This is a genomic window from Aquisphaera insulae (assembly GCF_011064615.1).
GTDB lineage: Bacteria > Planctomycetota > Planctomycetia > Isosphaerales > Isosphaeraceae > Aquisphaera > Aquisphaera insulae.
The window spans coordinates 1-21281 of sequence record NZ_JAALJH010000055.1 but is presented as its reverse complement, the minus strand read 5'-3'; the positions used below and the strand labels follow the sequence as shown (position 1 = coordinate 21281).

Sequence of the window (21281 nt, the reverse complement as noted above, 5' to 3'; positions counted from 1 at the left end):
GGTCAATCCTCGTACAGGAATGCGTTGCTGCCGAGGAGCGTCTGGCAGAAGTCGATCCACGCCTCGTTCGGCGCGTCGTCCCGACCGGCATAGCGATCCGGCTGGTCGGACAGGAAGCCGATCGCGGCCTCCCGCTCGGCCGCCGACGGAAGCCGTCCGGCCGCCAGGAGGAAGGCTCGATCGAGCCGCGATCCCTGGTCGTCGCCTACGTCACGCCTGAGACGGTCGGCGAAGGCGCGGGCCCTCGCGGCGACGAAGTCGGAGTTGAGCAGGCTGAGCGACTGGAGCGGCATGGTGGTGCAGCTTCGGCGGGTGCAATTCGTGACGATCGAGGGGGCGTCGAAGACGTCGAGGAAGCTGACGACCTGGGTCCGGCGCTGCTGGAGATAGACGGAACGGCGGTGCGCCCCATCCGTCTCCTCGCGGACGATAACCTCTCCGTTCCCGTCGAGCGTCGTCGGCACGTACGGGCCCCCCGCTCTCGCGTCGAGCTCGCCGGAGACGGCGAGCATCGCGTCCCGGATCGTCTCGGCGTCGAGGCGGCGGACCGGGAACCGGCCGATCAGGAGGTTGTCCGGGTCGGCCTCCATCGCGTGCGCGTCGGCTCGGCTCGACTGTCGATAGGCCGCCGACAGGAGGATCTGCCGATGCAGGGCCTTCGCGCTCCAGCCGCGGGCGGCGAGCTCCCGGGCCAGGAACTCGAGGAGCTCCGGATGCGACGGAGGCGATCCGGAATAGCCGAGGTTGTCCGGCGTCGAGACCAGCCCGGTCCCGAAATGCCCCTGCCAGATCCGGTTGGCGGTCACCCGGGCCAGCAGGGCCGAGGCCCTGGACCCCGGACGCGTCAGCCATCGGGCGAAGGCAAGCCTGCGACCGGACGTGCCCCCGGGCGATGCCGAGGCGTCGAAGGGATTGTCCGGGTCGGAGAGGATGCTGGGGGGCGCCGGGGCGACCTCGGGCCCTTCGTCGCCGTAGAGCCCTCGACGCAGGATATGAACCGAGGGGGGAGTCCCGGCCGGCTCCTGGATGAACGAGATCCAGCCCGGGCGAGGGAGACGTCGCCCTTCCGCCTCGCGGATGGCGTCTTCCAGCACCTTTTTCCGTTTGGGGTCCGGCTTCGAGAAGGGATCGCGGAAGAGGGCATTCGACTTCAGCTCGGCGATCTCGGCGTCGATCGCGGCGACGTGTCGCTCCCAGGCCGTGACCTCGCGCGGCGGCGCGGCGCCCAGGACGACGCGGGTCGCGGGCTTCACCCAGCTCGCCACGTTGTAGGCCGGGGCGAGGATGGCATAGAGGGAGTAGTAGTCGCGCTGGGTGATCGGCTCGAACTTGTGGTCGTGGCATCGCGCGCACTGGAGGCTCACCCCGAGGAGCGTGGAGCCGACGATCTGAGTCGTCCCCTCGAGGACGGCGTAGCGGTCCGCACGGAGCTCGTCGGGGTTGCCGTCGCTTTCGCCCGTCCCGTCGGGGGCGTTCCGGAGGAAATGGGTCGCGATCAGCGGGTCGACCATCGGCAGGCTCACCTCGGCGCCGGGGCGATATCCCGCCAGCTCGTCCCCCGCGATCTGCTCACCGATGAACCGGTCCAGGGGACGATCCTCGGCCCAGCTCCGGATCACGTAATCGCGATAGCGATGGGCATGCGGCCGGTCGGTGTCCGCGTTGAAATAGCCGTTGGAGTCGGCGTAACCGGAGGCATCCAGCCAGAGCTTCCCCCAGCGCTCCCCATAGCGAGGCGAATCGAGGAATCGGTCGATCAGCCGCTCGTAGGCGTCCGGAGCCGGATCGTGGACGAATCGGGCGATCTCGTCGGGAGTCGGAGGCAGCCCCGTCAGGTTGAGCGCGACCCTGCGAATCAAGGTGGCGCGGTCGGCCTCCGGCCCGAGCGTGAGCCCACGGGCCTCGAGCGCGGCCTGGAGGAAGCGATCGACCTCGTTCCGGATGCGGGTGGCCTCGCGCACGGCGGGCGGTACGGGCCGCGATGGGGGCGCGAAGGCCCAGTGGTCCGAGGCCGGCGAATCGCCCGGAGACAGCTTCGGCAGGCCGGGCGCCCCCGCCTCGATCCAGCGCCGGAGGATGGCCTTCTCGTCCGGCTTGAGCGGCTCCTTCGGCGGCATCTCGTCGGCGGCAACGGCTTCCCAGAGGGGGCTCTCATCGAGGCTGCCGGGGACGATCGCCGGGCCGGCCTTGCCGCCGCGAGCGAGGCCTCGAGGCGTGGCCAGGTTCAGCTCCCCCTTCCGCACCGCCGGCCCGTGACACTTGACACACCGCGACGTGAGCAGCGGCATGACCTGGCGGTTCAGGCCCGGCGTGTCCTCGGCGCGTACCATGGACCGGCCCGACAGTGAGAGGACTGTCACGGCAAGGGTGAGCCAGGCGGACAGCGTGTTCCGTCGCTGGAATCGGGTCACGGCGGGCTCTTGTCGGTGGGATCGACGCGACGAGGGTACGGTCTCGTCGCATCGATTGTGCGACGGGGACGGACTGGCGGCAAGAGAGAACGGCCGGGGCCGTCCCGACCGAGGAAGGATCGCACGACCCAGCCGACCTCCTCATCGGCCGGGGAACTGGTCGGGATTGTCCGTGAAGACGGCGTCAACCTTCAACTCGTATAGGAAGTGGGCCATCTCGTCCCGGACGGTCGCAAACGAGCCGGTCCGGCCGGCCCGGAAGGTCCAGACCGTGACGCTCAGGCCCAGGGCGTGGGCGTTGCGGACCAGCTCGGGGTCCCCCGTCACGAGCTCCTTGTTCGGCGCGATCCCGTCGGCCAGGCCCTTGAGCTCGGCGAGGGCGTCGGACCGGGCTTGCGCGGGCTTCTGGAGGAGGGCCAGTATCGGCAGCCTGCAGTGATGCTTCCGGCGGAGCGACTTGATGCTGTCGAGGCTGAACGACTGGACCACGACGGGCGTCTTCGGGTCGGCCCCCGGGCCGTCCAGGCCGTTCTTCCTGAGGCAGTCCATCAGCAGGCCGGCCATGTCGAGGCCGAGGGCTTCGTAGGACTCCGGCGCCTTGGTCTCGGGGATGATGCCGGCGTGGCCCTTGACGACGTCGATCATCTCCTGCAGCGTGGGCACGCGGAGTCCGCGGAACTCCGGCCCTCTCCACGAGCCGGCGTCGAGGCGGCGGATCTCCTCGAGCGTGAAGTCGGCGACCGGCCAGACCTTCCTGCCCTGGATCGTCCGCGAGCGGCCCGGGAAGACCGTCTCGACGTCCGTCGTCCGCTCGAGCGTGGTGTCGTGCAGGCAGACGAGGACACCATCCTTGGTGACCTGAAGGTCGGGCTCGACGAAGTCCGCGTTCGCTTCGAGTGCCAGCTTGTATGCGGCGATGGTGTGCTCCGGGGCACGCCCCGAATCGCCCCGGTGGGCGATCAGGGTCGGCCTCGAGTATGGCGGGAAGACGCGACGCGGCTCGTCCGCGAAGGCAAGGGCGGAGGTCGCTGCCGAACAGGCGAAGAGAAGGGCAATCGTCAGGCGCATGGATCGATCATCCCGGGCGAATGGTCTGGAAACGAAAGCCCGAGACTATCAGGTGACGACGAGCGCCGCATGAATTCGCGGCGACGATCGCGTGAAGGCATTCGTCGCCCCGGTGTATCAGCCCCTCGTCCTCGTCTTCTTCCGCGACGAGGTGTCCGACCTGGACCTCCCCAGGACGACCCGTTCGGCCTTCTCCAGGGACTTCACCATGTTCCGGAACTCGGTCGATGGGCCGAGCTTCATGCCGCCCATCTTCTCCTTCTCCAGGGCGCGGAACGCGGCCTGAACGGACGGGTCCGCGGCGAGTTCCTGGTAGCGCTTCTGGACGGAGCTGACGGCGGACCGGACATCGCCGAGGGCGGCCTTCGCGTCTTGCTGCGACTTGCGGCTCTGGGCCTCGGCCTCCTTCTTCTCCTCGGCGGAGGTCGTGTTGCCGACCGACCGCTGCATCGACGTGATCCGGGCGAGCTGCGTGCGGAGCATGTTCCGCTGGGCGATCAGGGGCGAGCTCCCGAATCCCTGGTTGAACCCGCCGCGGCCCTGGCCGCCCGGTCCCATGCCCATTCCGCTGCCGCCGCCCAGACCCTGGTTGCCGCCCTGCGGCATGCCCTGGGCGTTGATCTGAATGTCGAGCTCCGCGAGCGTCGCCTCGAGCTCGGCGCGGCGGTCTTCCAGGTCGACGGCATTCCGCGTCGACTGGTCGGAGCGGGCCTTCCGATCCGAGGCGGACTGATAGTCCGCGAGGACGGAGCGGGCCGACTTCCACTTCCCGATGGCGGACGTCTCCTCGTCGACGACGAAGTACAGTCCCGACTTCACGAGGCCCTTCCCCTTCAGGAGCGCAACGGCCGGCGAGTCGGCCGCCAGGGCCGGCCGGGATGCGATGAGCGAGAGGGACAGGGCGAGCGCGAGGCGGCTGGTCGGATGCATGGCGGCCTCCCTGGTGCGTGCGAAGTGAACGGCGATTGGGCCTCTTCAAGAAACAACGCAAGTGCCGAGCGCCACCGCACAAGGTCGTCGCGAAATCCAACTCCGGCGGCGGTTGCGATCAGGGGCCGGCGGCCCCGAGCGGTCCCGGGAATCGACTTCCACGCGCCGAGCGGGTAGTTTGTTTTGACGAACTGAAGCGGACGGGAAAGAGAAGATCGATCGCGTGACGCAAGGGTGAGGCACGACCATGAGGCAGGGGATTTCCGGGGTGGGAGTGCGGGGCCTGTGGTGCGCGATCGCATGGTGGGCGATGTCCGCTGGCCTGGCCGTGGCGCAGCAGGCGTCGAAGCCCCCCGCGACCTATGCGGACCTGCCGACGGAGATCCCCGCCGAGTTCAAGCCGACCAACGACCGGTTCGACCACGAACGGCGGGACGTGATGATCCCGATGCGGGACGGCGTCAAGCTGCACGCGGTCGTCCTGGTCCCGAAGGGGGCGAAGGACGCGCCGATCCTCCTCACCCGGACGCCATACGACGCCAATCGGCTCACCAGCCACGCCGAGAGCTCGCACCTCGGGCCGGTCCTGACCGGCTACGACAACGCGACCGACGTGATCATCGACGGCGGCTACATCCGGGTCGTGGAGGACGTCCGCGGCAAGCACGGATCGGAGGGGGACTACGTCGTCAACCGTCCGCTGCGGGGGCCGCTCAATCCGACCCCCGTGGACCACGCCACCGACACCTACGACACGATCGACTGGCTGGTGAAGAACCTGCCGGAGACCAACGGCAAGGTCGGGATCCTCGGCATCTCGTACGACGGGTTCCTGCCCCTGATGGCGCTCGTGGACCCGCACCCCGCGCTCAAGGTCTCGGTCCCCATGAACCCGATGGTGGACGGCTGGATCGGCGACGACTGGTTCCACAACGGGGCCTTCCGCCAGCTCAACGTCGGCTGGATCTACGAGCAGGTCGGGACCCGGAAGGGCGAGGCGAAATGGTGGACCAGCCACTTCGATAATTATGACATGTACATGCAAGCCGGATCGGCCGGCGAGCTCGGGCGGCGGCGGGGCCTGGACCAGACCGGCTTCTGGCGGAAGCTCATCGAGCACCCCAGCTATGACGCCTTCTGGCGCGAGCAGGCCGTGGACAGGCAGCTCGCCAAGCGGCCCCTGAAGGTGCCCGTGATGCTCGTCCACAGCCTCTGGGACCAGGAGGACATCTACGGCGCGCCCGCCGTCTACAGGGCCATCGAGCCGCTCGACAGGGACAACGACAAGGTCTTCCTGACGATCGGGCCGTGGTTCCACGGGCAGATGATCCAGGATGGCAGCGCACTCGGGGCCATCAAGTTCCGCGCCGACACGGCGAAGCAATTCCGCCGCGACGTCCTGGCCCCCTTCCTGGCGCGCTACCTGAAGGACGGGGCGCCGCAAGGGGACATCGCCCCGGTGACGGCCTTCGAGACCGGGACGAACACCTGGCTTCGATTGAAGGGCTGGCCGCCGAAGCCCGAGGAGCCGAGGAAGCCGCTCTATCTCCGCGCCGGCCAGACGCTGAGCTTCGATGCCCCGGCGGCCGGCGACGCGGAATTCGACGAGTACGTCTCCGATCCGGCGAGGCCGGTCCCCTTCCGACGCCGGCCGATCCAGCCGATGGGCTACGGCGGCGGCAACACCTGGTCGGAATGGCTGGTGGACGACCAGCGCGAGGCGTCGGGGCGGACGGATGTCCTCGCGTACGTCTCCGACGTCCTGACGAGCCCGGTGCGGGTCGCCGGAGAGCCCATCGCCAGCCTCGTCGCCTCGACGTCCGGGAGCGACTCCGACTGGGTCGTGAAGCTGATCGACGTCTACCCGGACGAGGTCGCCGGGGACGAGCCGATGGGGGGCTATCAGCTCGCGGTCTCCATGGACGTCTTCCGCGGCCGATACCGGGAGAGCCTCGAGACGCCGAGGGCGATCCCCGCGGGCGAGCCGCTCCCGTACCGCTTCGCCCTCCCCAACGTGAACCACGTCTTCCTGCCCGGCCATCGGATCATGGTCCAGGTCCAGTCGAGCTGGTTCCCGCTCTACGACCGCAACCCGCAGACCTTCGTCCCCAATATCTTCCTGGCGAAGCCGGGCGACTACGTGAAGGCGACCCAGCGCGTCTTTCACGCCCCCGGCAAGGCGAGCCTGGTCGAGCTGCCCGTGATTCCCTGAGTGCGCGCGGGGGCCTTCAACGCGGCGATTCCTCGCTCGGGCCGAGCCATCGCGGCTGTGCGACCTTCCAGATCGGCGGGGTCTCGTCGAGCTCGGGATGGGGGCCGATGAAGGCCGGCGATCGGACCCCCGGCAGCACCTGGACGTCGAAGATCTCGTCGACTCCGGTCTGGAACTCGAGGAGTCCGATGTTCCGGCCGTCGCGGAGGTCCACCACGGCGACGCCGCACTTCAGCCCGCCGCGACGCTCGGCGATCGGCAGGCCGCCGAAGGTGGACGTCTCGCGGATCCGGGAGAGGCCGACGAAGGCGAGCGGCCCGTCGAAGGCGAGGCCGCGAGCATAGCCGGGTACCTCGGCCACCTCGGTCAGCTCCCCGGTCGCGGGGTCGGCCTGGACGAGCCGGCCGCGGCCGGAGTCGAGGACCCAGAGCCGGCCGGCGTGGAGGCGTGGCGAATGCGGCATGCAGAGCCCGCGGACGGCCGTCTCGCCGGAGGCCACGTCGATGACCACGCCGCCGTCAACTTTCCCCGGGCGCCAGCCGCCGGGCGAGTCGGCCCGGCCGAGTGCCGTCACGAAGCGAGGGGAGCCGGCGGCGAACGCCATCCCGTTGAGGTGGCAACGGTCCTCGGCGGCCAGGGCGGAGATGAACGGCGGCTTCCAGCGGGGGATGAATGCGTATCCCGGATCGAGGTTGCAGAGGCACGAGAAGAGGGTGTTGACGGCCCACAGGCTCTCGCCCGACCAGGCCATCTCGTGGATGAAGATCTCGCCCGTGACGATCGCCGAGCGGGCAAGGTAGCAGGCGTCGCGCGAGCCGGCGGGCTCGAGCCGGCGAGCGATCGGCGGCTCGTCGCGGAGGATCCAGGCCATCCCCCGGGCGCCCACGGCGATCCTCCCCGGGGCGATCGCCATGCCCATCGCCTTGTCGAAGTTGCGGAAGGTCAGGTCGAGAGAGCCCCCCTGCCCCGGCGCCACGACGGCGACCTTCCCGGCCTGGTAGGTCGAGACGAGGAGCGAGCCGCCCAACTGATCGAGGATCGGCCCCAGGTTCCGCGTGTACTCGTGCCGTATTGAGCGATAAACGGAGGCAGGAGTCTCATTCGATTCGGTGCTCTCCGCCATCGGTTCGGCTCCGCGAGCTGAAAAATTCTACTTGAGGCAATTTCGGTAGTGTGCGTGAGAAATTGATTGTACCGGTGCACGTGCTTTATCACAATCTTGTGCCCGCGATTGAGGGCGTGATGTTCGTCGCGAGACGGTTTGGCCCTCGGTCTCAATACCCACCGGAACATCGACGGTGGAACGTGCGGTGCATCGTAGCGATTGCTCACGACCTCCGGCCCGCAGCGTGGCCCGGACTTGCCCCTGGGAGACACCGTGATGGCGACCGTCCTGCAAGGGTGGCGATCGGCGTTCGACGGATACCGATCGCGTCGTCGGGGGCGAAGAACGGCCAGGCTGCTGGAGGAACTCGAGCCCAGGACCCTGATGGCGGCATCGATCCTCAGGGACATCAATCCGACCGACACCTCGCCCGACAACCTGACTCACGTCGGCTCGCTGGTCTATTTCACGACGGAGAACGGCTCCAGCGGCTCCGATCTGTACCGGACCGACGGGACACTCGGCGGGACGAGCCTGCTGAGGAGCTTCGCGGGGACGGCGAGTTCCAATGCCTCGATCTTCCAGTTGACCGCGGTCGACGCCACGCTCTACTTCTCCGTCAGCGACGGCGGGGATCAGGAACTCTGGAAGAGTGATGGATCCCCGGGCGGCACGATCCTGGTCAAGGGCTTCTCCACGGGGACCAGCGGTTCCGGCTACTTCTACAACCTGACGGCCGTCGGGTCCACGCTCTTCTTCTCCGCCTCGACCGCGGACGGGGAAGAGATCTGGAAGAGCGACGGCACGCCCGCCGGGACCGTGCAGGTCGCGGACCTCAATCCCGGGGCGGGTAGCTCCTATCCGGCGGGCCTGACGGCCGTCGGATCCTACCTGTATTTCGGTGCCAGATCCTCCTCCGAATCTCACCTCTACCGGACCGACGGGACGGCGGTGGGGACGGTGCCGATCTCGTTCCCGGATGCCACGGGCGGCGTCTCGGTGAGTCTCTACGCCTTCTATCAGAACATCGCCGCGGTCGGGACGAGCGTCTATTTCGCGGGCACGGAGCAGGGAGTGGAGGGACTCTATCGGAGCGACAGCTCCGGGACGACCGCCGTCCGGATCAGCGATACGGCGCCCGGCTCGGCTCCGAGCTTCCAGAATCCCCAGCACCTGGCGGTCATCGGCTCGACCGCCTACTTCACGGCCCAGAGCACGGACGGCGGGTTGATCGAGCTCTGGAAGACCGACGGGACCCAGGCCGGTACGCAGATGCTCTTCAGCGCCAACAGCGAGGCGCCATCGGCGGGCGGCAGTTCGGCGATGCTGTACGGCCTGACGCCCCTGGGGGGAACGCTGCTCTTCGAGTATCGGCCGGCTGGAGAGACGGGCGTTCAATTGATGAAGAGCGATGGCACCATCGCCGGGACGTCGCTCGTCAAGGACATCGCGCCGCTGGAACGGGGGTACTATTCGTACCAGCACAGCCTCGTCGCCCTGGGGGGCAGGGCCTACTTCGCCGCGTCCGACCCGAACCTCGGCGTCGAGCTTTTCGCCACCGACGGTACGCCGGCGGGCACGGGTCCGGTGGCCGACCTCAACCCCGGCCCCGACGGATCGTTCCCCGGCGACCTGATCGCCGCGGGCGGGTCCCTCTACTTCCGCGGCCACAACACGTCCGACGCGAGCCTCCTGTTCAGGTCGGACGGGACGGCCGCGGGGACGACCGCGCTCCAGAGCTTCACTCCGGCACACACGTCTTCCTCCCTGTCCTGGTACTACAAGGATGCCGTCCGCTTCAATGACCAGGTCCTGTTCGCCGCCGACGACGGCATCCACGGACGGGTCCTCTGGAAGACCGACGGGACCGTGTCGGGGACGACGCTCGTCAAGGACGTGGCGGTGCGTTCGAATTATGGCGCCTCGGGGAACCTCCAGCCGATGGGGTCCTATGTCTACTTCTCCGGCCAGCTCGACGATGCCACGTCCGGTCTCTGGAGGTCCGACGGCACGACCGTCGGCACCACCCTGGTGAAGGCGTTCCAGGGCTCCGGCTACTATGGATCGAGCCTCACGTCGCTGACCGTCTTCAACGGGATGCTCTATTTCGTGGCCGATGACGGCACGAGTGGCAGCGAGCTGTGGAAGAGCGACGGGACGGCCGCCGGGACCTCGCTCGTCGCCGACATCGCGCCCGGACCGGCGGGGTCTCAGATCTCCGGGCTGACGGCCTGGGGCAATGCACTCTACTTCTCGGCCAACGACTTCTCTCACGGCGACGAACTCTGGCGAAGCGACGGAACGGCCGCCGGGACGATGCTCATCAAGGACATCAATACGAGTCCCTCGACGAATGGCTCGGACCCATCCGGGTTCACGGCCCTGGGCAACCAGCTCTTCTTCACGGCCGGTGACGGCGTCGCCGGCACGGAGCTCTGGAAGACCGACGGCACGGCCGCCGGGACGATGCTCGTCAACGACATCGCGGCGGGTTCGAGGTCGTCCAGCCCCTCGCAGCTCACCGTCGCGGGAGGCCTCCTCTTCTTCTCGGCGGATGACGGGGTCAACGGCGAGGAGCTCTGGAAGACCGACGGGACCACGACCTCCCTGGTCAAGAACATCAACACGACCCCCCCGACGTCGCCGACCGGTGAGGAGCTGGGCAGCACCCCGCTTCAACTCGCCGCCCTGGGATCGGCACTGATCTTCACCGCGGACGACGGGGCCACGGGACGAGAGCTCTGGAGGAGCGACGGGACGGACGCGGGTACGTTCCGGATCAAGGACATCAACCCCGGTTCGGCAGGCGGCTTCGACGATTACTCCAGCTATTACAGCCCGCTCGGCCAGTACGTCAGCGGCCTGCTCCACTTCTCGGCCGATGACGGGACGAACGGCGTCGAGCTCTGGCAGACCGACGGGACCGCCGCGGGCACCTTCCTGACGGCAGATCTCCGGGCCGGCGCCGGCTCCTCGACGCCTTCGGTCCTGGGCGTCCTCGCGAACGGCCTGATCGTCTCCGCGGACGACGGATACCATGGCCAGGAGCCGTTGCTGGTCAACGGGGCCATCACTCCGCCGACCAACCATGCCCCGGTCATCGCCGCGATCGCGACCCAGGCCGTGACCGTGGGAACGACCGCGACCTTCACCGTGACGGCGACCGACCCCGACGCGGGCCAGTCGCTGACCTACAGCCTGGGCCAGGGGGCGGCGGGGGACGCGACGATCGGGGCGACCACCGGGGCGTTCCATTTCACGCCCACGGCGTCCGGGACCTACAACATTCAGGTGATCGTCAAGGACACCGGCACTCCGCAGCAGGTCTCGACGGCCTGGATCACCGTCGTCGCCAGCGACATCCCGCCGGTCGGGCCGACGCTCTCCTCGATCCCGGCGCAGACGACGATCCTGGGGAACACGGTCACGGTGCAGGTGTCGGCGACGAACCCCAACTCCGGGCACGGCACGATCTATAGCCTGGGCGCGGACGCGCCCGCGGGGGCGACGATCGATCCGGCGACGGGGGTCATCCACTTCACGGCGGCGTCCCCGGGATCATACTCGTTCACCGTCGCGGCGACGGACAGCGTCAACGGCCTGACCTCGTCCCAGAGCCTCAGCGTGTCCGTCCAGCCCTCTCTCTTGACGGTCACCTCGGTGGCCCTGACCGCGAAGAAGGGATCGCTGACGGGCCTGACGGTCCGGGTGAGCGGGCCCCTATCCGCGACCACGGCCCCGAGCCTCTCGAGCTTCAGCCTGGTGCAGCTCGTGGTGAAGGGGAAGGGGAAGAACAAGAAGACGGTGGAGAAGCCGATCGCCCTCAGCGCCCTCAAGGTCGACGCCGCCGGGGGCACCATCACGCTGACCCTGAAGAAGAAGTTCGCGATCAGCGGCAACGTGCAGTTGAGGATCGACGGCGCGGGAGTGGCCGACTCGCTGGGACGGTCCGTTGACGGGGACCGCGACGGTGTCGCGGGAGGGACGGCGAAGTACGCGATCACGAAGAAGGCGGCGACGCCGTCCTTCTCGGTGACCCACAGCCCGGTGGGGCTCTCGACGGCCGCCGTCGATACCCTGCTGGACCTGGGTATGAGGGCCGCCGCCGCGAAAAAACGTCGTTGATCGCGGATCGTGCCGCGGGCGCGATATGCTGGGGGGAGGGTTCTCGGTCGACCTCCCCACCTTTGAGATCGCCCCGCGATGAGACGATCGCTCCTCGTTGCAGGCTACCTCGCGGCGGCCCAATTCCTGCCGGCGATCTCGGCGATCGGCCAGGTGGGCGATGCGGCCCGGGTCCACGACCCTTGCATCATGAAGGACGGCGACTGGTTCTACGTCTTCTCGACGGGGCCGGGGATTCCGATCCGGCGCTCGAGAGACCTCAAGACGTGGACCCGCGACGGCCGGGCGCTCGAGGTCATCCCGGATTGGGCGAAGGCGGCCGTGCCCGGCGTGCGGGATCTCTGGGCGCCGGATCTCAGTCGCTTCGGGGGAAAGGTCCACCTCTATTACTCGGCCTCGACCTTCGGCAAGAACAGGTCGTGCATCGGCCTGGCGACGAACCGTACGCTCGATCGGGCCTCGCCGGACTATCGATGGGTCGATGAGGGGCTCGTGATCGTGTCGGAGCCCGGCCGCGATGATTTCAACGCGATCGACCCGAACGTCGTCCTCGATGGAGAAGGAACTCCCTGGCTCTCGTTCGGGTCGTTCTGGGGCGGGATTCAGCTCGTCCGGCTCGACGCGGCGACGGGCAAGCCGACGGGGCCAGTGATGACCATCGCCGCCCGGCCGGAGAAGGCCATCGAGGCCCCGTTCCTGTATCGGCGAGGCGAGCAATACTACCTGTTCGTCTCATTTGACCGATGTTGCCGCGGCGTGGAGAGCACCTATAAGATCATGGTCGGCCGTTCCGGCAGGGTCGAGGGGCCGTACCTGGACGAGGCCGGCCGGCGGATGGAGGACGGGGGCGGCAGCCTGCTCCTCGCCGGCCAGGGCCGATACCGCGGGCCTGGTCACAACGCGGTGCTCCGGGAGGCCGATCACGAGTACCTCGTTCACCATGCCTATGACGCCGAGTTCGGAGGCAGGCCCGCGCTCCAGATCCGCCCCCTGACGTGGACCGACAGCGGTTGGCCCAGGCCGGGCCCCCCGATCACGGAACCCGAGAGCCGCCCCGGGGCAGTCCCCGCTGGCCGGGTGGAGAGGCGAGGAATCCACGGTCCGGCTGAATCTTCCGAGTCAGGCCGCGAATGACTCCTCGACGAGGATTCCCTGACGACCGCGATGAAGTCCGAGACGACGCTCGTTTGCACAACGAATGTCTGGAAAGGCGACGACCATGTTGATGACCGGTCTCTCTGGAAATGAGATCTACTGCCTGGCCCAGCTCGGTTACGGGCCGGGGAACATCGTGGTCGGCAACAGCGTCCACTCGCTGGGACTCGTCCGGGGCATCACGAGCGGATTGAAGACGCTTGCCGGCGGTGAGATCTCGAGCGTCACCCAGCTCATCGTGGATGGCCGACACGCCGCCATCAATCGCCTGGAGAAGGAAGCCCAGGAGGACAACGCGAGGGGCCTGACGGGGGTTACCTCCGAGCTGCGACAGATCGGCAACCTGATGGAGTTCATCGCGCTGGGCTCGTCCGTGGACGGCGGCTCGGCGGGCACGCCCTTCTTCTCGACGGCCTGCACGGGGCAGGATCTTTACTGCCAGATGGACGCCGGCTACGAGCCCCGCCACTTCGTGATGGGGAACGTGGCCTATGCGCTCGGGATCGGCCGGGGGATCTCCGGCGGCCTGAAGATGATCGCGCGGCGGGGCGAGATCAAGGAATTCTCGAACATGTACAACCACACGCGGCACCTCGCCCTCGAACGGCTCGAGGCGGAGGCCGCGGAGCGGGGCTGCAACGCGGTGGTGGACATCATCACCAAGATCCTGCCGTTCGGCGTCGGCGTTCGCGAGATGCTCATGGTCGGCACGGGCTCGCACAACCCGGCGCTCGGCCAGCCCAAGATCCCGGTCACCTCGGAGCTGACCGGCGAGGAGCTCTGGAACCTGACCCAGCTGGGCTATGCCCCGCTCCGCCTGGTGCTGGGGACGAGCGTCTATGCCCTGGGCCTGGCCGGCGGCATCGGCGCCTTCTTCCAGTCCTTCGCCCGCGGCGAGATCAATGGGGTGACTCGGCTGGTCTACGATGCCCGGGAGAACTGCCTGGACCACATCCGCCTCGAGGCCGAGGAGCTGAGGGCCGACGGCGTCATCGGGGTGAAGCTCTTCATCTACGAGCTGGGCGGCGGCCTCGTCGAGGTCATGGCCATCGGCACGGCCATCCGCAAGCACGCCGCCGTCCACACGCGGAGCGACCAGATCATCCCCCAGGCGATCATCCGCGACCGCGACACCTTCTTCGACGAGCCGCCGACCGTCCCCGGCGCCCCCAAGGCGCGGAGCGTCAACCGGGCCTGAGTCAGCGAGGGAGCCTGGATAGGCCGCGGACGACAGGCAGCCCATCTCGGGGGCCAGATCTTGGCGGACACCTCCGAACAGACCGATCCCCTGGCGCGGCTCGATGATCGCCTCCGCCGGGCGGCCTGGTCGGGACTCGTCTCGACGATCGGCCGCCTCGCCGAGGTCGTGCGCCGGCATCCGAAGTCGAGCCTGGTGCTGGGGGCGGTGCTCGCCGTGCTCGGGACCCTGGCGCCGGACCTCTTCATGGCGATCCCGTGGGGAGTTCGCAAGGGATTGGGCTGGTGTCTCTTCGGGACCGGGCTCCTGATCGCCCTGGCGAGGATCCTGGAAATCAGGGACACGGATGATCCGCCGCCCGGCGACCCCGCGCCGGCCCGGGGATTCGCCCGGTGCCTGCCCTACCTCCTGGCCGCCGCGTGCCTGGTCCTGGCGTGGCCGCTGCTCGAACGTCCCCGGAACCTCGGGTTCGGCGACTGGGACCTCTTCCTGGGCAAGCACGAGGCGGCCCGCAGGACGATCCTCGACTACGGCGAGTTCCCCTGGTGGGATCCCTGGACCCGCGGCGGATTCCCGCTGGCCGCGAACCCGCAATGCGGCGTGATCAGCGTTCAGATGCCCTTCATCCTCCTCTTCGGGACGACGATCGGGATGCGGATCGCGACCGTGATCTGCTTCCTGCTGGCGGCCGAGGGGGCGCGAAGGCTGGCAAGGCTCTGGATCGGCGACCCGTGGGGCTCGTTCGCGGCCGGACTGATCTACGGCCTGAATGGGGCCGTGCTGGTCGCGGCCGTGGCGGCCTACCACGTCTCGATGTGCTATCCCGCCCTGCCCTGGATGCTCTACCACCTCGCGCGACTCGGCAAACGACCGGTGGACGCCGTTGGCCTGGGCTTCTGGACGGCATTCAGCGTGCTCAACGGGATCCAGTATTTCACGGTCTACACGGCCCTGATCGCGGGCGTCGTCTGGCTGCGGGCCCTCCGCGCCCGTGAAGGGCGACTTCGGTTCCTCAACCAGACCGTGCTGGCGATCGGGGTGTTCCTGCTCCTCGCCGGATGGCGTGTCGCCACGACGGGCCTGGTCTACCGCGACTTCCCCCGGGCCTATCCCTCGAGCTTCCGGTCGACACTCGACATGGTCCCGGGCCTGCTCTTCGGGCGCCATCTCGCGGAAGTCCTGAAGCGGCAGAGCCTCCCCGAGTTCTGGGAGTCGGTGCGATACCTCGGGCCGATCGTCCCGTCGCTGGCCCTCGCAAGCCTGGTGCGCGGCTGGCGCTGGTGGCACACGCTGATCTTGCTGACGCTGTGGCTTTCTGCCGGTGCGACCGAGTGGTATCAGCCGACGTACTGGCTGTCGCACTGGCCGATCTTCTCAACGATGCACGTGATCACGCGATGGCATTTCATGTCGATGCTGGGAGTCGGGCTCGCCGCCGGCTCCACGATCGGGTGGATCCGTTCGATCGGCAAGCCCTGGTGGAACGGCCTGGCCTTCGTGGCGATCGCGGCCGTCGCGGCCGACTACGTGAGCTACGGGTTCGAGGTCCTTCCCGTCGCCTTCAGCGTCGCGGCGGACGAGTCCCATTTCCCCGGTCCGCCGCTGCCGACGGGGGAGATCGTTCAGGTCGAGACCTGCGAGGGGTTTCCCGCCATCTCCCGGGGCTACGGCGTGATCCACGGCTTCGAGCCTTTGATGGGCTATGATCGGGACGCGCCGACCGCACGCCTCTGGCGCGGTCATCCCGATTACGCGGGCGAATTCGCCACGGACGAGGGTGAGGTCCGGCCCCGCCACTGGACCCCGAACCGGATCGAGCTGGAGGTCCGGCCCGGCCAGGAAGTCACAATCAACCAGAACCCCGGCTCGTGGTGGCTGGTCAACGGCAGCCGGCCGTTCGCCGCGGATCGCTGCGCGGAGATGCGGCGGCCGTACGTGGTTCGCGCCGATGATCGCGGCCGAGTCGTCCTCCAGATCCGTCCGCGGGGGCTCGGAGCCGGCCTCTGGCTGCATGCCGCGGGCGCCGCGATCATCGCGGTGTTCGCGGCGGTCGGGTGGCTCGGGCGCGCGGGCGTTCGTGCACGCTGAGCCGACCGGTTCATCGAGCCGCCCGACCGCGGAGTCGGGCGGCTCGATGATCGGAGGCGTCAGACCTTCTCCGGCACCACGAACGGCTTGCGGTATTCGCGGGTCAGCATGGCGTCGGCCTCGGCGTCGTTGACGAACGACTCGGTCGAGGGGTTGATGTGGAGCTTGCGGCCGAGGCGGTAGGCGATGTTCCCCAGATGGCAGTAGGCGCTGGAGAGATGGCCCTCCTCGATCTCCGCGTTGAGGATCTTGCGGTCGCGGGCGCGGACGGCCTTGAGGAAGTTGGCGTAGTGATCTCCATTACCGGAGCCGGACGGCCCTTTCTCCAGCTTGTCCCCGAAATAGACCTGCCAGCTCGAGTAGCTGTTGATGGCGAGGATGCCCTCGGTGCCGTAGAAGATGTCGCCGACCTTCACCTTGAGCTCGTCGTTGGTGGGGAGGCCGCGGACCTCGAACTGGAGCTCGCAGTCGTCGAACTCGAAGGCGACCCCGAGCGTGTTGGGGGTCTCGCCGTCGTCCTTGTAGCCGAACCGGCCGCCCGAGGCGAGCACGGCCTTCGGCAGCTCGTGCTTGTTCAGGCCCCAGCGGGCGAGGTCCATCTGGTGGATGCCCTGGTTGCCGAGGTCGCCGTTGCCATAGTCCCAGAACCAGTGCCAGTTGTAGTGGAACCGATTGGCGTTGAACGGACGCTCCGGCGCGGGGCCCAGCCAGATGTTGTAATCGACGCCGGCCGGGACGGGGCCGTCGGGCTTGTGGCCGATCGAGCCCCGGGGCTTGTAGCAGAGGCCCTTGGCCAGGTAGACCTGTCCGAGCTTGCCGGCCCGGATGAACTCCATGGCCTCCTGGAGCCCCTTGCTGCTGCGGCACTGGGTCCCGGTCTGGACGATCTTGTCGTACTTGCGAGCCGCCTCCACCATGCGGCGGCCCTCGCTGACGTTGTGGCTCACCGGCTTCTCGACGTAGACGTCCTTCCCCGCCTGGATGCCCCAGATGGTGGCCAGAGCGTGCCAGTGATTGGTGGTGGCCACGGAGATGATGTCGATGTCCTTGTCATCGAGCAGCTTGCGGATGTCCTGGTAGATCTTGGGGGCGGTCCCGTTCTGCTCTTCCAGGTACTTGCTGCGGGTGGCGGCCACATTCTGATCGATGTCGCAGATGGCCGTGACGCGGGCTTCTTTCTTGAGCGAGGTGAAGCCCTGGATGTGGTCGTTGCCGCGTCCGCGGACGCCGACCACGGCCACGCGCAGCACCTCATTCGGCCCGGCGGGCTTGCCCGGGTCGGGGTCGTCGCTCGACGCGGCGGCCCTCGGCGAGGAGGCGGGCACGGCGGCCATCGCCGCGGCGAGCGCGGCGGTGTTGTGCAGGAAGCTGCGACGATCGATGGAACGCATGGCGGGCCTCCGCTAGAGGGGGGAGTGGGAGGGGTGCTGATCCGCGGTGAAACTGCGCCCATCAAACCGGAACGCACGGGCCGCGTCAAGGAGGCTGCCACCTCCGACAGCGGACCCGAGCGTTCACCGCTGCAGGATCCCCCGCGAGAGGGACGACGGATCGCGAGAGACGCGTTCGGCGAAGGCCCTCAGGGTCGTGAGGATCGTCTTGAACTGGTTGAGGGCCTGGCTGGCGTTGACGGCCATGGCGTTGTAGTTGTCGTAGAGCTCCGCCTGGGTGAGCAGCTTCTGGAGCGAGCCGTCGGTGTTGAGCGTCCCTTCGCGATTGCGGAGCGCGGCCGAGAGCAGCGCCAGGTCCGCGGTGACCCGATTGATCCGGCGGACGGCCTGGCCGACGTCCGTGGTCGGGGCGTGGTTCGTCGGGGCGCCCAGATCCTGGGTGAGCGGGGCGACGTCGCCGAGGACGCCGTCGAGCCGGGCCGAGGCCGACGAGAATTTCGCGATCGCCGTCTTGAGGGCATCCTGGGTTTCCGGGGTCAGCGTCTCGTTGAGCCGGGCGCCGACCTTCCGGATATCCGCCATCGCCGCCCTGAATTCGCCCTCGTTCTCCTTGATGAAGCCGCTGATCCCCTGTCCCGCCGAGGAGACGTTGCGGCCGGTCTCGGTCCAGGTCTGGAGGAACTCGTCCAGCTTCTCGGCATTCTTGGTGATCTTCGAAAGGCCGATCGCCGCCTCGTTGATGCTCTTGAGGGTGTCGCCCGCCTGGTCGAAGGCCTGCGTCGCGGCGGCCAGGGCCTTGCCGGGATCGATCGCGACTTCCCCCTCGACGATGGGCGCATCGGCCTGGGTGCGGCCCAGCGTGATCATCCCTTCCTCGTTGCCGGGCAGGAGGTCCACCGAGACGTCCCCGATGAGCGACCGAGAAAGGCGCGGCACGGAGCCCTTCCGGATCGGGTACTTCCGCTCGATGGCGAAGGTCACGAGCACGCCGTCGGGCTGTCCCGGGCGGTCGTCGAAGGTGATGGCCGCGACCTCGCCCACCCGGATCCCGCTCTTACGGACCGCCACCCCTTCCGAGACGCCGGGCGCCTCCGCATAGCGGGCCCGGAGGTAACCCTGGTCGCGGAGCAGGGCCGGCGACTCGCCGAACCAGACGATGAGCATCGTCAGGACCAGCCCGGCGACGATCACGAACATGCCGATCCGAAACTGCATGACCCGTTCGTTCATGGGTGCCTCGGGGCTGGGGTGACTGCTCCTGGCCGGCCGTCGGGGGAGTCCTCGATCATGTCGATGTCCGTTGCTGGGCCATCTCGCGGAGCCGCTCGCCGGCCTCGCCGCGGACGAACTGGCGGACCCGCGCGTCGGCCGCGTCGTCCAGGCCCTCGGGCGGCCCGTCGTAGATGATCTGCGGGTCGCCCGGGCCGAGTCGCGCCAGCGGGAAGAACATCACCACGCGATCGGCCACCTTGGTGACGGTCTTCATCTCGTGGGTGACGACGATCCCGGTCGCCTGCTGGCTCTTCTTGGTCTGGAGGATCAGCTCGTTGATGACGTCGGTCATGATCGGGTCGAGCCCGGTCGTCGGCTCGTCGTAGAGCATGACCTGGGGGTTGAGCGCCAGCGCCCGGGCCAGCCCCACGCGCTTCCGCTGGCCGCCGGAGAGTTCCGCCGGCTTCTTCCGCTCGAGTCCCGCGGGGAGGCCCACCTCCTGGAGTCGGTCGGCGACGATCCTCCGGACCTCGGCCTCGTCGCAGAGGTGGTGCTCGCGGAGGCCGAAGGCCACGTTGTCGTAGACGGTCAGGCTGTCGAAGAGCGCCGCCATCTGGAAGAGGAAGCCGAACCGGAGCCGGAGCTTGATCAGGTCCTTCCCGTGCAGGCCGGCGATGTCGCGGCCGTCGAAGAGGACCGTCCCGGTCGTCGGCCGGAGCAGGCCGATGATCAGCTTCAGCATCACCGTCTTGCCGCAGCCGCTCTCGCCGATGAAGCAGACCGTCTGGCCGCGCTCGATGTCCAGGCTGATATCCCGCAGGACCTGCTGCGTCCGGAATCGCATGCTCACGCCGCGAAGCTCGATCAGGGGACGCGACACCTCCTCTCCCTGCTCTCGCGGCGGATCCGGCCGGACCTGCTCCTGCCCCGACCCTGGCGTGCGCGCCTCGTCGCTCATAGGAGCCCCTGGGCCTGAGGCCAGAACGCTTGATACACGGTGTTCCAGCCCAGCCCGATGACGAAATCGAGGAAGAGGATGGCGATGAAGGAGAGGACGAACGCCTCGGTCGCCGCCTTGCCCACCCCCTCGGCCCCCGCGGTCGAGTTGAACCCGCGATGGCAACTGATCAGGGCGATGGCGGAGCCGAAGAAGAAGCTCTTGAAGACCCCCGCGAAGATGTCCATGCTCTCCACGAAGTCCCGGGAGTGTTTCCAGTAGGCGAACGAATCGACGCCGAGGACCTGGGTCGAGATCACCGCGCCGCCGATGACCCCCATGAAGTCGGCCATCAGGGTCAGCAGGGGGATCAGCAACAGGCAGGCCAGGAAGCGAGGGACGACCAGATAATAGATCGGATTGGTCCCCAGCGCGGTGAGGGCGTCGATCTGCTCGGTCACCCGCATGGTCCCGAGCTCCGCGGCCATTGAGGAGCCGACGCGACCGGCCAGCATCGTCGCCGCGAGCACCGGGCCGAGCTCGCGGACGACCGAGATGTTGATCACCGACCCCAGCCGGCTGGCCAGGCCCATCATCGAGAACGAATGGTGGGCCTGGATGGCCAGGACCATGCCGATGAACGTCCCGGTGATGGCGACCACGGAGACGCTCTCGACGCCGATCGCGTAGAAGATGGGGACCAGCACCGACCACCGGGGCCGCCGCCGGAAGATCCAGGCGATGGTCTGGGCAGAGAACGAAGCAACGTCCCCCACCTCGACCACCGCGTCGAAGACGTGCTCCCCCAGGCGCTGGACGGGCGTGGTGACGCTCGATGCGTGGTCCTGCTCGACGCTAGCTTCGGCGACAGCCATCCTGGGTCGTCTCCCCCGCTCCGGTCCGCGGCCGGCGAGGGACGCCCCGAGACCGTACCGCGACGGCGTCCCGCAGGCCCGCCGCGCCGGGCCCCCCTTCCCCTGGAGGGCCAAGCACTGCTCATCTTCGACATTCCCTGGAGAATTGACAAGTCCGACAGCAAATGCCTCCCGCCCCGGGGTGCAAGACGCGGTTCGCGCGCCTCTCGATCGATGGTAGGATGTCAAGGTTGATTTCCCAGATTGTCTATCACCCGAAGTCCAAGGAGGGACCTGCGATGCCTTTCCGTAAGTCATCCTCGATGGGTACGGCCGAGATCGAGAAGCTGGCCGAATCGTGGGGGAAAGTCGTGGCGAGGCGCGTCCACGAGGAAGTCGGCCCCGACTTGGATCTCGACGCCGATGACATCGAGCAGATGGGCATCGCCGCGGCCTGTGTCGTCGCCCGAGGGACGATCACCGACCTACTCGAAAGGCATCGAAGGCTAGGCACCCAAAACGCGGAAGGAAGAAGAGTTACGACCACGGATGACGCGGATGGCACGGATGGGGACGGGGGGAGGGATCGAGACAC

13 protein-coding genes and 1 pseudogene are annotated in these 21281 nt (G+C 68.2%); 6 read left to right on the top strand and 8 right to left on the bottom strand.

Annotation, left to right across the window (positions count from 1 at the left end; genetic code table 11):
• Positions 1-2: 2 nt before the first annotated feature.
• The 3 genes from G6O54_RS24490 to G6O54_RS24480 all read right to left on the bottom strand — a co-directional run bounded on the left by G6O54_RS24490 (position 3) and on the right by G6O54_RS24480 (position 4409).
• Complete coding sequence (locus G6O54_RS24490; RefSeq protein WP_250847052.1) at positions 3-2411, bottom strand: PSD1 and planctomycete cytochrome C domain-containing protein; 2409 nt, start codon at positions 2409-2411, stop codon at positions 3-5.
• A gap of 141 nt (positions 2412-2552) precedes the next feature.
• A complete protein-coding gene (locus G6O54_RS24485; RefSeq protein ID WP_165229046.1) occupies positions 2553-3479 on the bottom strand; it encodes a glycerophosphodiester phosphodiesterase family protein in 927 nt (308 codons plus the stop codon).
• A 117-nt stretch (positions 3480-3596) separates the two neighbouring features.
• Positions 3597-4409 (bottom strand): hypothetical protein, encoded by an 813-nt coding sequence (locus tag G6O54_RS24480; RefSeq protein ID WP_165229044.1) that lies wholly within the window; start codon positions 4407-4409, stop codon positions 3597-3599.
• 310 nt (positions 4410-4719) lie between these two features.
• Between G6O54_RS24480 and G6O54_RS24475 the strand changes: the two genes are divergently transcribed.
• Positions 4720-6621 (top strand): CocE/NonD family hydrolase, encoded by a 1902-nt coding sequence (locus G6O54_RS24475; RefSeq protein WP_165229096.1) that lies wholly within the window; start codon positions 4720-4722, stop codon positions 6619-6621.
• Between the two features lie 16 nt (positions 6622-6637).
• On the opposite strand, the gene G6O54_RS24470 is transcribed toward G6O54_RS24475, so the two are convergent.
• On the bottom strand, positions 6638-7744 hold the full coding sequence (locus G6O54_RS24470; protein ID WP_165229042.1) for a TIGR03032 family protein: 1107 nt from the start codon (positions 7742-7744) through the stop codon (positions 6638-6640).
• 258 nt (positions 7745-8002) lie between these two features.
• On the opposite strand from G6O54_RS24470, the gene G6O54_RS24465 reads away from it, so the two are divergent.
• From G6O54_RS24465 to G6O54_RS24450, 4 genes are all read left to right on the top strand, one after another.
• Entirely contained in the window at positions 8003-11851 is a 3849-nt protein-coding gene (locus G6O54_RS24465; RefSeq protein WP_165229040.1) for an ELWxxDGT repeat protein, read from the top strand.
• Between the two features lie 78 nt (positions 11852-11929).
• Positions 11930-12985 (top strand): arabinan endo-1,5-alpha-L-arabinosidase, encoded by a 1056-nt coding sequence (locus G6O54_RS24460; RefSeq protein ID WP_165229038.1) that lies wholly within the window; start codon positions 11930-11932, stop codon positions 12983-12985.
• 85 nt (positions 12986-13070) lie between these two features.
• Positions 13071-14204, top strand: coding sequence for a heavy metal-binding domain-containing protein (locus G6O54_RS24455; RefSeq protein ID WP_165229036.1), 1134 nt, complete (start codon positions 13071-13073; stop codon positions 14202-14204).
• A 60-nt stretch (positions 14205-14264) separates the two neighbouring features.
• Positions 14265-16292, top strand: coding sequence for a glycosyltransferase family protein (locus G6O54_RS24450; RefSeq protein ID WP_165229034.1), 2028 nt, complete (start codon positions 14265-14267; stop codon positions 16290-16292).
• A gap of 59 nt (positions 16293-16351) precedes the next feature.
• On the opposite strand, the gene G6O54_RS24445 is transcribed toward G6O54_RS24450, so the two are convergent.
• The 4 genes from G6O54_RS24445 to G6O54_RS24430 all read right to left on the bottom strand — a co-directional run bounded on the left by G6O54_RS24445 (position 16352) and on the right by G6O54_RS24430 (position 20707).
• Positions 16352-17683, bottom strand: a complete 1332-nt coding sequence (locus tag G6O54_RS24445; RefSeq protein WP_165229032.1) for a Gfo/Idh/MocA family protein — start codon at positions 17681-17683, stop codon at positions 16352-16354.
• Between the two features lie 123 nt (positions 17684-17806).
• Complete coding sequence (locus G6O54_RS24440; RefSeq protein WP_165229030.1) at positions 17807-18913, bottom strand: MlaD family protein; 1107 nt, start codon at positions 18911-18913, stop codon at positions 17807-17809.
• 55 nt (positions 18914-18968) lie between these two features.
• Positions 18969-19853: an ABC transporter ATP-binding protein gene (locus G6O54_RS24435; RefSeq protein ID WP_165229028.1), complete on the bottom strand. Its 885-nt coding sequence runs from the start codon at positions 19851-19853 to the stop codon at positions 18969-18971.
• On the bottom strand, positions 19850-20707 hold the full coding sequence (locus G6O54_RS24430; protein WP_165229026.1) for an MlaE family ABC transporter permease: 858 nt from the start codon (positions 20705-20707) through the stop codon (positions 19850-19852). The genes G6O54_RS24435 and G6O54_RS24430 overlap by 4 nt, the downstream gene beginning before the upstream one ends.
• A gap of 302 nt (positions 20708-21009) precedes the next feature.
• Between G6O54_RS24430 and G6O54_RS37420 the strand changes: the two are divergent.
• A pseudogene (locus tag G6O54_RS37420) lies at positions 21010-21281 on the top strand (hypothetical protein); the annotation flags it as partial.

Coding starts and splice junctions, on each gene's coding strand:
- G6O54_RS24470 (WP_165229042.1), bottom strand. CDS start 7,744: ATGGCGGAGAGCACCGAATCGAATGAGACTCCTGCCTCCGTTTATCGC.
- G6O54_RS24480 (WP_165229044.1), bottom strand. CDS start 4,409: ATGCATCCGACCAGCCGCCTCGCGCTCGCCCTGTCCCTCTCGCTCATC.
- G6O54_RS24465 (WP_165229040.1), top strand. CDS start 8,003: ATGGCGACCGTCCTGCAAGGGTGGCGATCGGCGTTCGACGGATACCGA.
- G6O54_RS24475 (WP_165229096.1), top strand. CDS start 4,720: ATGTCCGCTGGCCTGGCCGTGGCGCAGCAGGCGTCGAAGCCCCCCGCG.
- G6O54_RS24430 (WP_165229026.1), bottom strand. CDS start 20,707: ATGGCTGTCGCCGAAGCTAGCGTCGAGCAGGACCACGCATCGAGCGTC.
- G6O54_RS24460 (WP_165229038.1), top strand. CDS start 11,930: ATGAGACGATCGCTCCTCGTTGCAGGCTACCTCGCGGCGGCCCAATTC.
- G6O54_RS24485 (WP_165229046.1), bottom strand. CDS start 3,479: ATGCGCCTGACGATTGCCCTTCTCTTCGCCTGTTCGGCAGCGACCTCC.
- G6O54_RS24435 (WP_165229028.1), bottom strand. CDS start 19,853: ATGAGCGACGAGGCGCGCACGCCAGGGTCGGGGCAGGAGCAGGTCCGG.
- G6O54_RS24440 (WP_165229030.1), bottom strand. CDS start 18,913: ATGAACGAACGGGTCATGCAGTTTCGGATCGGCATGTTCGTGATCGTC.
- G6O54_RS24445 (WP_165229032.1), bottom strand. CDS start 17,683: ATGCGTTCCATCGATCGTCGCAGCTTCCTGCACAACACCGCCGCGCTC.
- G6O54_RS24455 (WP_165229036.1), top strand. CDS start 13,071: ATGTTGATGACCGGTCTCTCTGGAAATGAGATCTACTGCCTGGCCCAG.